This window comes from Haloarcula limicola (assembly GCF_010119205.1).
Lineage (GTDB): Archaea > Halobacteriota > Halobacteria > Halobacteriales > Haloarculaceae > Haloarcula > Haloarcula limicola.
The window spans coordinates 582,111-596,231 of the sequence record NZ_WRXM01000001.1 but is presented as its reverse complement, the minus strand read 5'-3'; the positions used below and the strand labels follow the sequence as shown (position 1 = coordinate 596,231).

Sequence of the window (14,121 nt, the reverse complement as noted above, 5' to 3'; positions counted from 1 at the left end):
GGGTCACTTCGTTCCCCGCTGCGCTTTATCGAGGGTCCTCACTCCGTTCGGACCCTCGCTACTGCTCCGCGGTTCCCTGCGGTCACCGCTCCGCCGAGGGCCGCTCCCGTTGGTCGCGCCCCTCGCTATTCGCGGGTCGCTGCGCTCCCGCTCATACTTTCGGAGACTCCTCGCTCCGCTCGGAGTCTCCCTATTCGTGCCCCGAAACCCGCACAGCCTCGTAGGGCTCCTCCAGCCACGCCACGTCGCTCGAATCGAGATCGATGTCCAGCGCCTCGACGGCCTGCTCTAAGTGCTCGACGCTCGTGGTGCCGATGATCGGCGTGTCGACCCACTCCTTATGGAGGAGCCACGCCAACGCGACCTGCGCCATCGTGGCGTCGAGCTCGTCGGCGAGTTCCTGGACGCGCTCGTTCACCTCGCGGCCGCCGCCCTCGAAGTACGGGTGCTCGCGGGCGTAGTCGTCCGACTGGCCGCGCGTGGTCGCCTCGAACTCCTCGTGGGGTCGCGTGAGGTAACCCCGCGCCAGCGGGCTCCACGGCATCACGCCGACGCCCTCTCTGTCGCACAGCGGGAGCATCTCCCGCTCTTCCTCACGGTACAGGAGGTTGTAGTGGTTCTGCATCGTCTCGAACCGTTCGAGGCGCTCCCGCTCGCTCACCCGCAGCGAGTCGGCGAACTGGTGGGCCCACATCGAGGACGCGCCGGGATAGCGGATGTCGCCGCGCCGCACCGCGTCGTCGAGGGTGCGAAGCGTCTCCTCGACCGGCGTGTCGTAGTCCCAGCGGTGGATCTGATAGAGGTCGACCGTGTCCATGTCGAGCCGCTCCAGCGAGTTCGAGAGCTCCTGCTCTAAGGCCTTCCGGGAGAGCCCGCCGGAGTTGGGGTTGCTGTCGTCCATCTGAAAGTACCCCTTCGTGGCGACGACGGCCGAATCGCGCTCGTAGTCCGCGAGGACGTTGCCGAGGACGCGCTCGGATTCCCCCCGCGAGTACATGTTCGCGGTGTCGAAGAAGTTGATGCCGAGGTCGATGGCCCGCTCGATGATGTCGCGGCTCTCGGGTTCGTCCAAGACCCAGTCGCGCCACTCCGAGGTGCCGAAGCTCATACAGCCCAGACAGAGGCGGCTGACCTCCGTGCCGGTGGAGCCGAGGGTGGTGTACTCCATAGCGAACGGCCGAGCGCCGGCGGCAAAAGTGCCGCGGCGGACGGGACAGACGGGACGCGGGTGCTCGGACCGTGACGGAGAGCGTCAGAGCGCGTCGGCGTTCACGCCCGCGACGTAGCGCCGGGCCACCGCGTAGGCCGCGACGGCCAGCGCGACGCTCCCGAAGACGTGGCCGTAGGTCGACAGCGTCGGGCTGTCGACGGCCAGTTTCGCCACCGTCGTCGTCGGGTGCTCGGGGAGGACCACCGCCGCGCCGAACACGACGAGGGTCAGCACGGAGTACAGCAGTTGCGCGGGGCGGCGACGCCGCATCGACACGCCGAGCGTGACACCGAGCGTGACGACCGCCGCCGCGACGGCGGTGACGAACAGGAGCAACAGCGAGACGTTGGCCACCGGGATACCGTTCGCCGCGAGCAGCGCCACCCACAGCAGCGCCTGCAACGGCGCGATGAGCACCATGCCGAGCGCCTTCCCGTCGACGATGTCGACGAGCGACACCGGCGCAACGCGCAGCAGTTCGAGCGTCCCGCGCTCCATTTCCTCGGTGACGGTGTCGACGGCCACCGACCCGCTGATGAACGGCGGGAGGAAGAGCAACAGCGGAATCAACACGGTGTAGGTGAAGCCGAAGTACGGGCTGGCGGCGACTTCGGACGGGAGCGGGACCGGCGGTTCGTCGAGTGACTCGACCCTGTCGGCCCGCACCTGTCGTTCGAGCGTGTTCAGCACGCGGCGCACCTCGACGACGATGAGCGTCGAGCGGATCGACCCCTCGGGGACGCGCGCCGTGACGGCGACGCGCTGGCCGCCGCCCCCGGCGCTCTCGACGTAGTCGACCCGCAGCAGCGCGTCGACGCGACCCTCCCGAAACGCCAGTTCGGCCTCGGTGGGGTTCTCGTAGTGGACCGCGTTCGATCCCTCCTGTTCGCGCGCCGCGTCCAGTAGCTCCTCGTGCGCGTCGCCGGTGACGGCCATCTCCACCTCGCCCGTCGAGACGGAGCCGGGGTCGTACAGCGACGTGAGGCCGACGACGAGAAAGGAGGAGAACGCCGCGACGAAGAGCTGGATGAGCAGCGCGAGGACGATCGTCTTCTCGCGGGAGAGCGAGGCCACGTCCCGACGAGCGACGACCAGTCGCGGGTCGCGGTACCACGGGCGGTCCTCAGACAAGGGCGGTCACCACCGTGAGGTTGTAGGCGAAGTGGACGAGGACGGCCACCCCGATACCGGCGACGTACGCGGTCCGGCCCCGCTGGGCACCGACCGAGGAGATGGCCGCCGTCACCGCGTGCAGCGCGAGCGGCGCGAGCAGGAAGAGGAGCGCGACCAGCCAGAGCGGGACGCCCGCGGGCGGCGTCGCGCCCTGCAGGGCGGCGTTGCCGATCGGCAGCCCCTCTAAGTTCGAGAGGCGCGCGATGAGCAGCCCCTTCTCGGCGACGAAGAAGCCCAGTCCCGAGAGCGCGCCGAGGCCGATAGCGGAGCGAAGCGTGCGCTCGTACCGAGCGTTGACGTAGCCCGCGTAGACGTGGAGGCTCTTCGCCACCTCCTCGATGAGTGCGACGACGAGGAGCACGAGCACGATCCCGAGCGTCTGGTTCGTCCCGAAGACGTTCAGCGAGACCGAATCGAGGACGAACAGGAACGCGACGGCGGTCAACTCGGCGACGACGACGAACGGAAGCAGGACGGCGCTCATCTTCGCCGCGCTCTTCCGCGAGGCGATGCGCCCCGAGAGCGAGTCGAGCACCTTCAGCGGGATCGGGCGCTGGGTGAACATGTCCTCCTCGCGGTAGAGGCCCGCACCGAGACCGAACAGCACAAGCGCGGTCAGCAGCGGCGGCACCGTCGAGAACGCGAATTCCGCGAGGCCCACCGACTGGCCGGTGAGGTCCATCACGACGAGCGTCAGCGGCGAGATGAGCGCGATGGGCGTCACGTCGGTGAAGATGGCCGGCACGAACGCGTAGGAGGTCAGCGAGACGGTTATCGTCACCGTGACGAACGTGAGTTCCTTGAACGACCGGGCGAACATCGCGCCGCAGAACGTCGCCGCGAGGAAGAGCAGGGGGATGGGTAACACCGCGAGCACGGCGATCGGACTCGCGCTCGGCGCGATTCCGGTCGCGAACAGCGTCGCCGTGATGGCCGTGGCGACGGCCATCGCGCCGAGGAAGTACGGCAGCGTCTTGCCCGTGACGATGTCGCCGCGCGAGGCCGGCGTCACCAACAGCAGTTCGCCCCGGCGGTTCAACCGCTCGGAGAGCATCGACGACCCGTACGCCTGGATGACGAAGTTCATCGGGACGATGTAGAGGAAGGCGAGCACCAGCGACTCGAAGGGGAACGGCGGCGAGATGTCCGAGGGCGTTCCGCCCTGCACGTCGCCGGTCAGCCGCGCGCCGAGCCCGCCGAGGTTCGCGCCGCCACCGCCGGCCGCGCCGTCGCCAGTTCCCGCACTGCCGCCGGTTCCCGCGCCGCCGTCGGCGCTCTCGCCGGCGTTCGTACCGCCGTCACCGGTACCACCGTCGCCGTCACCGGTGCCACCGTCGTCAGCACCACCGTCACCGACCCCGCCGGTCGAACCGCCGCTGTCGAGCGATTCGACGCCGTCCTGCTCGGCGTAGACGAGCGTCACGGCCACCGGGAACGCCGCCGTCCGGTTGTCGTCGCGGGCGAGTCGCCGGTCGTTGTACCGCTCGGTGCTGTCGCGCAACGCCGTGAGCGCGGCGGCCTGTTTCGCCGAGCGGATCTCGGTTACGCGCCGGGTCCCGTCGAAGGCCAGTTCCTGTTCACCCCGACGGACGGCCCGCGGGTCGGGGTTCTGGACGCGGAAGCTACCGTCGTCGGCCGCGACGCCGTAGTACGGGCTCGACTCCTCGACGCCGACGCGGTAGATACCGGCGTCCAGTCCCGTCGTGCCGCCGGCGACGGAGAGGCCGGCGACCGCGCCCATCGAGACGATGGCGAGGGCCATGACAGCGACAGTTCGCCTGTCCACGCCGCCCGCGTTCTTCGTGACTTCCCAGCGCGCGACGCGCAGGACCTTCCGCCACTGCATCTACGCCGCGTCCTCCCCGACGTAGCGACTCCCGGTCGTCCCCGACTCCGCGACGTTGAGGAACACGTCCTCCAGACTCGACTCCTCGGTGCGGATGTCGACGACCGCTCCGCCCGCGGACTCGGCCGCGCCGCGAGTTTCCTCGACGGCGTCCATACTCTCGACGACGCGGTGGTAGTGGCCGTTCTCCTTCGCCGCGTCCGGCACTTCGACGGTCGTGTAGACGTGGTAGCGCGTCTCGCCGTAGTCGGCCTGCAGGGTATCGAGGTCCCCGCGGGCGACGATCTCCCCCTCGTTCATGATGGCGACGCGGTCGCAGATAGACTCGACGTGATAGAGGTTGTGCGCCGAGAAGACGATGGTCTTCCCCTCCCTCGCTAGCTGTTCGGTGAACTCGATGACGTAGTTCGTCGTCAGCGGGTCCAGTCCGGACGCGGGCTCGTCGTAGATCAGCACGTCCGGGTCGTTGATGAGCGAGCGGGCGATGGCCACCTTCCGTTTCATCCCCTTCGACATGTCGCCGAGTTTCCGGTCGCGGTGTTCCAACTCCAGCTCGTCGAGCGTCTCGTGCAGCCGCTCCTCGGCGACGTCGCCGGGCACGTCGTAGAGGTCCGCGAAGAACGAGAGGTACGAGACGGGCGTCATCTCCTCGTACAGCGGCGACTCCTCGGGCAGGAAGCCGAGTCGTTCGCGCATCTCCGTCGTCTCGGCGTCGAGACCGGCGATCTCCGCGTCGCCGGCCGTCGGTTCCAGCAGGCCGGCGAGCATCTTCAGCGTCGTCGTCTTCCCGGCCCCGTTCGGGCCGATGACGCCGAACACCTCGCCGCTCCCCACCGAGAACGTACTCCCCTTCACGGCGACGAAGTCGCCGTACTCCTTCCGTAAATCGCGGGCCTCTATCATCTTGCCGGCGGTTGTGACCGGACCAACCTATACCTTGGTCCCGTCCTATCTCGTCTGATAATGGCGTGCTCGCTGGGAGATACCGAAGTGGAACTGACGGCGACGCCGGACGGACGCCGCCTCGTCGTCCGACGGGTCGTCGACGCGCCGGTCGAGGCGGTCTGGCGGGCGCTGACGGATACCGAGCGGTGGCCGGAGTGGGGGCCCTCGATAACCGCCGTCGACTGCGACGACCGATACGTTCGGGCCGGAACGACCGGACGCGTCAGAGTCGTCGGCGGCTTCTGGCTCCCCTTCGAGATCGAGACCTGTGAGAACTATCGGTGGACGTGGACCGTCGCGCGCGTCCCCGCGACCGGTCACTTCGTCGATCCGCACCCCGGCGGCTCCGTCGTCGGGTTCGAACTCCCCGTACTCGCCGCCGGCTACGCGCCGGTCTGCGCCCGGGCGTGCGCTCGGCTGGCCGACATCGCAGAGGCGGACCGCGGCGGCGAATGACTCGGTTCGCCGCGACCGAGCTTACTGTTCGACGATGCGCGCGTCCGATACGCGGTGGATGTCGTCGTCAATGCCGCTCCCGTCGCAGTCCTCGTTCGGGCAGCGATAGTGCCAGCCGTCCTCTGTGGCCGCTCGCTCGGCGAACCGGTCGCCGCAGTCGTCGCAGTACAGCTGCCCGTCCGAACAGGTGTCGAGGTGGAGTTCGAGTTCGAGCTCCGTGCTGAACGTCCGCTTGCAGTTCCGGCAGGTGTGGGGCATATGCGAACGTTCATATTCTGGCCTTATAGCTACACCGGAACGTTCACGTCACCCGGTTCGTTCCGACTGAAAACCGTCACGTCCGGCGGTTTTCCGCTCATCTGTCCATTTATTCGCTCCGGTTTCGCCGGTCGACGGGCGAGCGGCGACCCGGTTCAGGCGGTCTTACCGACGCACTTCTCAGCGGACAGTCACTTCGACGCGCACCCCGCCCGCCTCGCTCTCGGCGAGGTCGAGCGTCCACCCGTGTTCGGCCGCCACCCGAGCGGCGACGAACAGGCCGTAGCCCTCGTTCCCCGGGACCGTGCTGTATCCCTGTTCGAGCGTCTCGCCGCGGTCCTCCGGGGGGATTCCGGGGCCGTCGTCGGCGACGAAGAAGCCGCCGTCGGCGTCGCCGACCGTGACGGTTACGTCGGGACCGGCGTGGACGAGGGCGTTCTCGAAGAGGCGTTCGAAGACGAGCCGGAGCGAGTCGGGGTCGGCCTCGACGCTCCCGCCCGTCTCGACGCGCAGCGTCGCCTCGCTCGCGTCCATCCCGGCCCACACCTGTCTGGCCGCGTCGGCGAGGGCGACGGACTCGACGTGGTCGACCGGCCCCGAGGCGATCGCGACCGCTCGGAGTTCGTCCAGCAGCGTCTCGACGCGGCCGACCGAGCGCGTCATCGCGTCTCGGTGCGTCTCCTCGACGTCGAGCAGCTCGAGCCGGCCGCTGACGACGTTCAACGGGTTCTTCGCGTCGTGTGCGACGCCTCTGACGATACGCTCCCAGCGGTCGGCCGCCGCCACGCCGTCGCGCGAGGGGGTCGTGCGGAGCGCTCGGAGCCGAGCGGCCAGTTCACCGGCGCTGTCCTCGTCGCGCCAGCGGACGTAGTCGCTGACGCCGGCGGATAGCGCCGTCTCGATCCGTTCCGCGTCCGCGTCCGTCCCGACCGCCACTACCGGCAGCGACGCGCCGTGTTCGCGGACGCGGTCGAGCGTCTCGACGGCGTCCTGTGCCGGCGGCGCATCGCCGACGACGACCGCGCCGACGCCGCCCGAGTCGAGTCGGTCGAGGAGCCCCTCGCCGTCGACGCGCTCCGTGCGCAGGTCGTCGAACTCACCCATCGCCGTCGGTAACTCGGCCGTGCTTCCCGATTCCTGCCCGGTCAGTACGACGGTCCACGGAGTCCCCTGCTCGGTCATTCAGCGCACGTACGAAAAGCGAGGATAAGAAAGGGCGGGTTACAGCGGATTCCGAGAGGGGACGTGTCGGAAGCGCCGTGTTACAGCAGGTCTTCGACGTGGTCCGCGACTTCCTCGGGCGTGTCGCCGACCGGGACGCCGATAGACTCACTTCGTTCGTCTATCGAGCCCCGTTCGGCTCCTATTCACCTCGCCAGTAAAAAACGGGAGAGATATAGAGTTTCGGCGTTACAGCAGGTCTTCGACGTGGTCCGCGACCTCTTCGGGCGTGTCGCCGACCGGGACGCCGTTGTCTTCCAACGCGTTGATCTTCGACTCGGCGGTGCCGGTGCCGCTCCCGGAGACGATCGCGCCGGCGTGACCCATGCGCTTGCCCGGCGGGGCCGTGCGGCCGGCGATGAAGCCGACGACCGGCGTGTCCATGTGCTCGCCGATGTAGCGGGCGGCCTCCTCCTCGTCCTCACCGCCGATCTCGCCGCACATCGCGACGGCGTGGGTCTCGGGGTCGTTCTCGAACAGTTCCAGCGCGTCGATGAAATCCGTTCCGATGATCGGGTCCCCGCCGATGCCGACGGCGGTGGACTGGCCCAGCCCGCGCTCGGTGAGGTTGTCGACGACCTGGTAGGTCAGCGTCCCCGACCGCGAGACGAGTCCGACGTTACCCGAGGAGAAGATGTTCCCCGGCAGGATGCCGAGCTTGGCGACGCCGGGCGTGATGAGACCGGGGCAGTTCGGTCCGATGAGGTGCGTGTCCGTCTCCTGCAGTTTGCGGTAGACCCGAGCCATGTCCTGGGTCGGGACGCCCTCGGTGATGGCGACGACGAGGTCCAGCCCCTTCGCGTCCAGCGCCTCGAAGCAGGCGTCGGCCGCGAACGCGGGCGGCACGAACACGACGGAGGCGTTGGCGTCCTCCTCGCGGGCGGCCTGCTGGACCGTGTCGTAGACCGGCACGCCGGCGACTTCCTGCCCGCCTCGACCGGGGACGGCACCGGCAACGACGTTGGTCCCGTACTCCATCATCTGCTCGGTGTGGAACTTCCCTTCCCCACCGGTGATACCCTGCACCACGACGCGCGTGTCTTCGTCGACTAGAATGCTCATTGTTCGACCTCCTCGGCGTAGTTGACCGCACGCTGGACGGCGTCCTCCAGCGTGTGCTCGACCGTCACGAGGTCCTCGTTCAGGATCTCCATCCCCTCCTCGGCGTTCGTCCCCGCCAGGCGGACGACGACGGGTTTGGGAATCTCGTCGAACTGTTCGAGGGCCTGATTGATACCCTGTGCCACCTCGTCACCGCGGGTGATGCCGCCGAAGATGTTGAAGACGACAGAGTCGACGTTCTCGTCGGAGAACACCATGTCGAGCGCGTTGGCGATGCGGTCGGCCTTCGCGCCGCCGCCCACGTCGAGGAAGTTGGCGGGCGAGCCGCCGTAGTGGTCGACGAGGTCGAGCGTCGTCATCACGAGGCCCGCGCCGTTGCCGATGATGCCGACGTTGCCCGACAGGCGGACGTAGTCGAAGTCGTACTCGTCGGCCTTCTGTTCGAGTTCGTCGCCCTCGGCGGCCTCCTCGCTCATCTCCGCGATCTCGGGCTGCCGGAACAGGGCGTCGTCGTCGACGTTCATCACGGCGTCGGCGGCGATGACCTCGTCGTCGCTCGTGATCATCAGCGGGTTGACCTCGACGTCGCTGCCGTCGCGGTCGTCCCAGAGCCGGTAGAGCGTCGTCAGCACCGAGGCCACGTCGTTGGCCACGTCGCGGTCGACGCCGGCCTCGTAGACGACTTTCCGGGCTTGGAACGGATGCATCCCGAAGGCGGGGTCGATGTGCTCGCGGGCGATGGCGTCGGGGTCCTCCTCGGCCACTTCCTCGATGTTGACGCCGCCCTTCGTCGAGACCATGGCGACCGGCTTGCCCTCGCCGCGGTCCATCGTCACGCCGACGTACAGTTCGTTGACGAAGTCGACGGCCTCCTCGACGAGCACGCGCGAGACGTGGTAGCCCTTGAGGTCCATCCCGATGATGTCCTCGGCGGCCTCGCGGGCCTCCTCCTCGCTCTCGACCAGTTTGATGCCGCCGGCCTTCCCGCGGCCGCCGACGTGAACCTGTGCCTTGATAGCGACCGGATAGCCGATCTCCTCGGCCGCATCGACGGCCTCGTCGACTGTCTCGGCCAGTTTCGCTGCGGGCGTGGGGACTCCCGCGTCGGCGAAGACCTGCTTCGCCTGATACTCATGTAATCGCATGTCATGCGGAGTGCGGTGCGGTGGCGGTTTAAATCCGTCTGTATCGGTTCGCCCCGCCGGAACCTCGCCCGTCGAGGCGTCTCCGAACGTCGAAGAATTTCTTCGTGACGTGGACGATTCGATACGTGACCTCGACGCAGGGAAGTCGCGGCGGTTCGGCGTCCGCTCCGACCGCGCGAACTTTACTTCGTCGGCCCGTGCCCGCACGTATGGACGAACACGCCGACGGAGTCGGTGTCTCCGAACCACGCCTCGACGCCGTCGCCGACGCGATCGACGACGCCGACAGCGTGGTCGCGTTGACCGGCGCGGGCGTCTCGACGGCCTCGGGCATTCCGTCGTTTCGCGGCGAGGACGGCGTCTGGGACCGCTTCGATCCGATGGCCTTCCACCGACGGCGACTCGACGCCGACCCGGAGGGGTTCTGGCGCGACCGACTCGACCTCCGGGACGAGCTATACGGCGGTCTCGATCCGGAGCCGAACGCGGCGCACGTCGCCCTCGCCGAGATGGAGGCGGCGGGCGACCTCGACGCCGTGCTCACGCAGAACGTCGACGGCCTCCACGACGATGCGGGGAGCGACCGCGCGGTCGAGCTCCACGGGACCCACCGCCGGGTCCGCTGTGACGACTGCGGCGACCGACTGCCCGCCGACGAGGCCTTCGACCGCGCCGCCGACGGCGAGGTGCCGCCCCGCTGTGACTGCGGGGGCGTTTACCGCCCCGACGTGGTGCTGTTCGGCGAAGCCCTGCCGGACGCGGCGATGGACGAGGCACAGCGACTCGCCCGCGAGAGCGACGTGTTCCTCGCCGTCGGGTCGTCGCTGTCGGTCGATCCGGCGGCGATGCTACCCGATATAGCCACTCAGTCGGACGCGGCGCTCGCCGTCGTGAACTACGAGGAGACGCCGAAAGACGACGCCGCGGAGTGGGTCCTCCGCGCGGACGTGACCGAGGTGTTGCCGGCGGTCGAATCGCGGCTCTCGCCCTAGAGTTCGACGCCGCCGGGGATGAGACTCCGCTGGCGGAGCAGACTGCCGTCGTGGTCGTAGACGAGCAGCGTCCGCTTCTCGTAGACCAGCGACTCGCCGTCGCTGTCGGTGAGCCTGACCTCGTACCGGCCGTCGTCCTCGCGGCCCTCCGCGGCGCTGACGAGCGCCGTCACGTCGTCCGTGTCCGCGGGCACTTCGAGGACGAACTCGCCGGTCAGGCGGTTCGTCAGCGAGAGGACGCCGCCGTCGCTGTCGGCCTGTCGGCGGAAGACGACGTCGATCTCGCCCGCGTCGAGCGTGCCGTCTGTCCCTGTCGTGAGGCGCTCGCGAAGGCCGTCCGCCGGGCCGTCGTAGTCGATACTGATGGTCGGAGTGCCGTCGTGCTCGCTCTCTACGTCGACGGTGAAGTGGTCGCGCCTCATTCGGCTACGTGAGGGTTGGTAGTCCGTCGCAATGAACGTAACGGCGACGGCAGCACCGCAACGCTCTTAGCACCGTCTTTCCGGTAGCTTTTACCCGGTGCCTGTCGGTGCTGGTGACAGGATGGCGTGGGTCAAATCCGAGTACGCTGGCGAACTTGCCGTTCTCTCGACGTGGCTGGTCGCGCTCGCGCCGTGGTCGGCCTCGGTCTTCGAGGTGTCGGGGCTGACCGTCGTGGCGCTCCGGTTTCTCCCCTTCCGGTTTCAGTTCATCTTCGGCGCGACGCTCCCGAACGAGCGCCCCTTCCTCTGGGCGTGGCAGGTCGCCGACTTCCAGTCGGCCGCCGAACTCTCGCTGGCCGGCGACCTCGGCTTCGCCGCCCTCGTCGCGTTCGCGTTCCCGTTCGCGCTCAGCCTCTACTACTACTTCGAGGAGGAGCGGATTGCCGCGGCGCTGCCCGCCGACCCGGTTCGCCTCTTCGGCGTGTTGCTCGGACTGGTCGCCCTCCTCACGCTCGCGGCGACGGCGCTGTTCTTCCGCTATTTCCCCGGCGTGACGCTCCCCGTCGGCGCGGCCGTCGCCGCCGTCTTCGCGTACCTGCTTCTCACCATCGACCGCACTTGAGTGGTAGCCGCACCGGTAGGTGGCGACCCGGTTTCACCAGTTAGCAACGAGTCGAAGGCGGCGCTACATCCGACTCGTCCATCCCGCTCGAAAAGGCGCGTCTTCGAGTCGAGCCGACCGTTAGAGTACCAATCCGACGAGGGAGAGAACGAAGAACAGCCTGGCGACGACAGTCATAATTCCGACGATGAGCAGGGGAATCGCGATCCAATCGGGGAGATCACCGCCGAGGAACGATCGGATCAGCGGAACTCCTACTTTGAAGGAGATGCCCGCTCCCGCGACCAGCAAAAGGAGGGTTACGATCCCGCTCGTTGCTCGGGCCAAGGCCACGATTTATCAATACTGTTTATTTAATTCTTTTGCCATAACCGCCGAGAGCGCGCGTATCGGGACCATCGTTCTGGTCGAGTTTCTCCTCGCCCACCTGTTCGCTCTCCTCGTCGATGGGTTTGCTATCGAACTACTCTATGCGATCGAAAGTACGCTCTTGGCAGTCGTTCGATATACGACTCTGCTTACGGCGTTGCTCTACACGCTCTCGAGGGCGGTAACGGCCCGACATCGGTAGCCTTCTTTGTCGGCGATCGAACGAGACAACCGCTCGTGAAGGGAGATTGCGCCGGTTTAAATCCGAATATAGTGACAAGGCTCTATTGAGGTTCTATTATTCGGTTTGATTTCTACGTATATAGTCGTTAGTTAGGGGTGCGTACCGACCGGAGTATTTTGAGGTCTCAACGAACACATGAGGGTGTGAATACAATAGAATCGGGGATTCTCGGTATACAGATGACGCTCGTCGGGTTGCTTCTCGTTGTGTTCTTCGAGGGAGTGTACCCGTTTCCATTGGTGGGTTTCCTGTTCGGACTGGCAGGCACCGCCGTCGTGCTGTCAGGGCTGTTTCCAGGGAGAGCGGAGTGATACCTCTCTCCACGATATTGACCACACTATCCAGACTCTATCATCTGCGGAAAATTCCAACAAAGCCAGTAGTAAGGGTGTTGCGGAACCAGCGACTACCGACAGTTCCGCAATCTGAAGAGCCGAGTACGAAGACTGAGAACTGGCGAGCGAATTTTAAGTAGGTGGCTGCGAAATCGCAGGTAACCTGGGGGCGTCGACGCCTCCGCCTTCCGCCACCGATGTCCGATTCCGACTCCCCCGACGCCGGCGACGCCCCGACCGACCCGCTGGACGCGATACGGGCGTGGTTCTCTCGAACGGCGACGCTGCTGTCCGGATCGGCGGTGCCCGAATCGAACTACGATCCCGCCCGCCACGATAGCCTGGTGGCGTTCGACGGGCTGGCGGGCTACGAGGAAGTTGAGCGCTACTGGCTCAACGCGCCCTTCGCGTTCGTCTCCATCAACCGCGACCCCGAGACCGACGAGCACCGCTACCACGTCGTCGAGCCCTCGCTGACCGACGTCGAAGCAGAACTGCTCGACCGCCTCTTCGAGGACGTTCGCGGGCCGCTCATCTACCGCGAGGACGTCGAGGACGACCCCGAGGGCGCGCTCGCGGCGGAGGTGCGCCGCAGACTGGAGGAGTACGGTGTCGTCGTCGAGGTCGAAACGTTCTACCGCCTCTTTTACTACCTCTATCGCTCGTTTCTGGGCTACGGTCACATCGACCCGCTGTTGCACGACCCCGCCATCGAGGACGTCTCCTGTGACGGCCCGAACCTCCCGGTGTTCGTCTATCACGACGAGTACACCGACATCGCGTCCAACGTCGTCTTCGGCGAGACGGAACTGAACGACTTCGTCGTGCAACTCGCCCAGCGGTCCGGGCGACACGTCTCCGTCTCGGACCCGGTCGTCTCGACGACGCTGCCGGACGGGTCGCGCATCGAACTCGCCCTCGGCGAGGAGGTCACCCCTCGCGGGTCGGCGTTCACGATCCGGCAGTACGCCGACGAGCCGTTCACCCCCATCGACCTGCTGAACCACGGGACGTTCTCGCTGGAGATGCTCGCGTACCTCTGGCTCGCCATCGAGTCCAACAAGTCGCTGGTCTTCGCCGGCGGGACGGCCGCGGGGAAGACCACCTCGATGAACGCGCTGGCGATGTTCATCCCGCCGCGCTCGAAGGTGCTGACCATCGAGGACACCCGCGAGCTGTCGCTGTATCACGACAACTGGCTCTCGTCGGTGACGCGGGAGCGACTGGACGACTCGGACATCACGATGTACGACCTCCTGCGGTCGGCGCTCCGCCACCGGCCGGAGTACATCGTCGTCGGCGAGGTCCGCGGCGAGGAGGCCATCACGCTGTTCCAGGCGATGAACACCGGCCACACGACGTTCTCGACGATGCACGCCGACTCGGTGCAGACGGTCATCAACCGGCTGGAGAACGAGCCCATCAACGTCCCGCGCCCGATGGTCCAGAGCCTGGACATCCTCTGCGTGCAGGTGCTCGGGCGCTCGGGCGACGAGCGGGTCCGCCGGGCGAAGACGCTGGCCGAGATCGAGGGCATCGACCAGCGGACGGGCGAGCTCGACTACTCGAACACGTACTCCTGGCAGCCGACCGAGGACCGCTTCGAGGAGCGCAACAGCGACCTCTTAGACGAGATCCGAGAAGAGCGAGGGTGGAAGCGCTCGGAGCTCCTCCGCGAGATGAACGACCGACAGCGCTTCCTCAGGTATCTCCAGCGGGAGGGCGTCGACGACTTCCGCCAGTTCACGGCGATGGTGAACAAGTACTACGCGGACAAGGACGAAGTCCTGGCCCGCATCGGGGACGACGTGACGGTCTGAC

General features: G+C 67.2%; 15 protein-coding genes. 5 read left to right on the top strand and 10 right to left on the bottom strand.

Going from position 1 to position 14,121, the window contains the following annotated elements:
• Positions 1-190: 190 nt before the first annotated feature.
• From GO488_RS03020 to GO488_RS03005, 4 genes are all read right to left on the bottom strand, one after another.
• Positions 191-1,168 carry an aldo/keto reductase gene (locus GO488_RS03020; RefSeq protein ID WP_162316322.1) on the bottom strand — a complete coding sequence of 326 codons (978 nt, stop codon included), beginning with the start codon at positions 1,166-1,168 and terminating at the stop codon, positions 191-193.
• Between the two features lie 84 nt (positions 1,169-1,252).
• Positions 1,253-2,341: an ABC transporter permease gene (locus tag GO488_RS03015; protein ID WP_162316321.1), complete on the bottom strand. Its 1,089-nt coding sequence runs from the start codon at positions 2,339-2,341 to the stop codon at positions 1,253-1,255.
• Positions 2,334-4,229: an ABC transporter permease gene (locus GO488_RS03010; RefSeq protein ID WP_162316320.1), complete on the bottom strand. Its 1,896-nt coding sequence runs from the start codon at positions 4,227-4,229 to the stop codon at positions 2,334-2,336. Before GO488_RS03010 ends, GO488_RS03015 begins: the two co-directional genes overlap by 8 nt.
• Positions 4,230-5,132 carry an ABC transporter ATP-binding protein gene (locus GO488_RS03005; protein WP_162316319.1) on the bottom strand — a complete coding sequence of 301 codons (903 nt, stop codon included), beginning with the start codon at positions 5,130-5,132 and terminating at the stop codon, positions 4,230-4,232.
• Between the two features lie 60 nt (positions 5,133-5,192).
• Between GO488_RS03005 and GO488_RS03000 the strand changes: the two genes are divergently transcribed.
• Positions 5,193-5,630 (top strand): SRPBCC family protein, encoded by a 438-nt coding sequence (locus GO488_RS03000; protein WP_162316318.1) that lies wholly within the window; start codon positions 5,193-5,195, stop codon positions 5,628-5,630.
• A gap of 21 nt (positions 5,631-5,651) precedes the next feature.
• On the opposite strand, the gene GO488_RS02995 is transcribed toward GO488_RS03000, so the two are convergent.
• From GO488_RS02995 to sucC, 4 genes are all read right to left on the bottom strand, one after another.
• Entirely contained in the window at positions 5,652-5,888 is a 237-nt protein-coding gene (locus GO488_RS02995; RefSeq protein ID WP_162316317.1) for a transcriptional regulator, read from the bottom strand.
• A gap of 180 nt (positions 5,889-6,068) precedes the next feature.
• Positions 6,069-7,070: a sensor histidine kinase gene (locus tag GO488_RS02990; protein WP_162316316.1), complete on the bottom strand. Its 1,002-nt coding sequence runs from the start codon at positions 7,068-7,070 to the stop codon at positions 6,069-6,071.
• 228 nt (positions 7,071-7,298) lie between these two features.
• Complete coding sequence (gene sucD / locus GO488_RS02985) at positions 7,299-8,171, bottom strand: succinate--CoA ligase subunit alpha (protein WP_162316315.1); 873 nt, start codon at positions 8,169-8,171, stop codon at positions 7,299-7,301.
• Positions 8,168-9,316: an ADP-forming succinate--CoA ligase subunit beta gene (sucC, locus tag GO488_RS02980; protein WP_162316314.1), complete on the bottom strand. Its 1,149-nt coding sequence runs from the start codon at positions 9,314-9,316 to the stop codon at positions 8,168-8,170. The genes sucD and sucC overlap by 4 nt, the downstream gene beginning before the upstream one ends.
• 209 nt (positions 9,317-9,525) lie before the next feature.
• On the opposite strand from sucC, the gene GO488_RS02975 reads away from it, so the two are divergent.
• Positions 9,526-10,308 (top strand): NAD-dependent protein deacylase, encoded by a 783-nt coding sequence (locus GO488_RS02975; protein WP_162316313.1) that lies wholly within the window; start codon positions 9,526-9,528, stop codon positions 10,306-10,308.
• Here the strand turns inward: GO488_RS02975 and GO488_RS02970 are convergent.
• The gene (locus GO488_RS02970; protein WP_162316312.1) at positions 10,305-10,730 is read right to left on the bottom strand and encodes a DUF5793 family protein; all 426 of its coding nucleotides are present in this window, start codon (positions 10,728-10,730) and stop codon (positions 10,305-10,307) included. The genes GO488_RS02975 and GO488_RS02970 overlap by 4 nt on opposite strands.
• Positions 10,731-10,851: 121 nt before the next feature.
• Between GO488_RS02970 and GO488_RS02965 the strand changes: the two genes are divergently transcribed.
• Positions 10,852-11,352, top strand: a complete 501-nt coding sequence (locus GO488_RS02965) for a TIGR04206 family protein (RefSeq protein ID WP_162316311.1) — start codon at positions 10,852-10,854, stop codon at positions 11,350-11,352.
• Positions 11,353-11,472: 120 nt separating this feature from the next.
• Here GO488_RS02965 and GO488_RS02960 read toward each other — a convergent pair whose 3' ends face one another.
• On the bottom strand, positions 11,473-11,679 hold the full coding sequence (locus tag GO488_RS02960; RefSeq protein WP_162316310.1) for a hypothetical protein: 207 nt from the start codon (positions 11,677-11,679) through the stop codon (positions 11,473-11,475).
• Between the two features lie 429 nt (positions 11,680-12,108).
• Here GO488_RS02960 and GO488_RS02955 point away from each other — a divergent pair, with 429 nt between their 5' ends.
• Both GO488_RS02955 and GO488_RS02950 read left to right on the top strand, forming a co-directional pair.
• Positions 12,109-12,276, top strand: coding sequence for a hypothetical protein (locus GO488_RS02955; RefSeq protein ID WP_162316309.1), 168 nt, complete (start codon positions 12,109-12,111; stop codon positions 12,274-12,276).
• Positions 12,277-12,497: 221 nt separating this feature from the next.
• Positions 12,498-14,120 (top strand): type II/IV secretion system ATPase subunit, encoded by a 1,623-nt coding sequence (locus GO488_RS02950; protein WP_162316308.1) that lies wholly within the window; start codon positions 12,498-12,500, stop codon positions 14,118-14,120.
• Position 14,121: the final 1 nt, after the last annotated feature.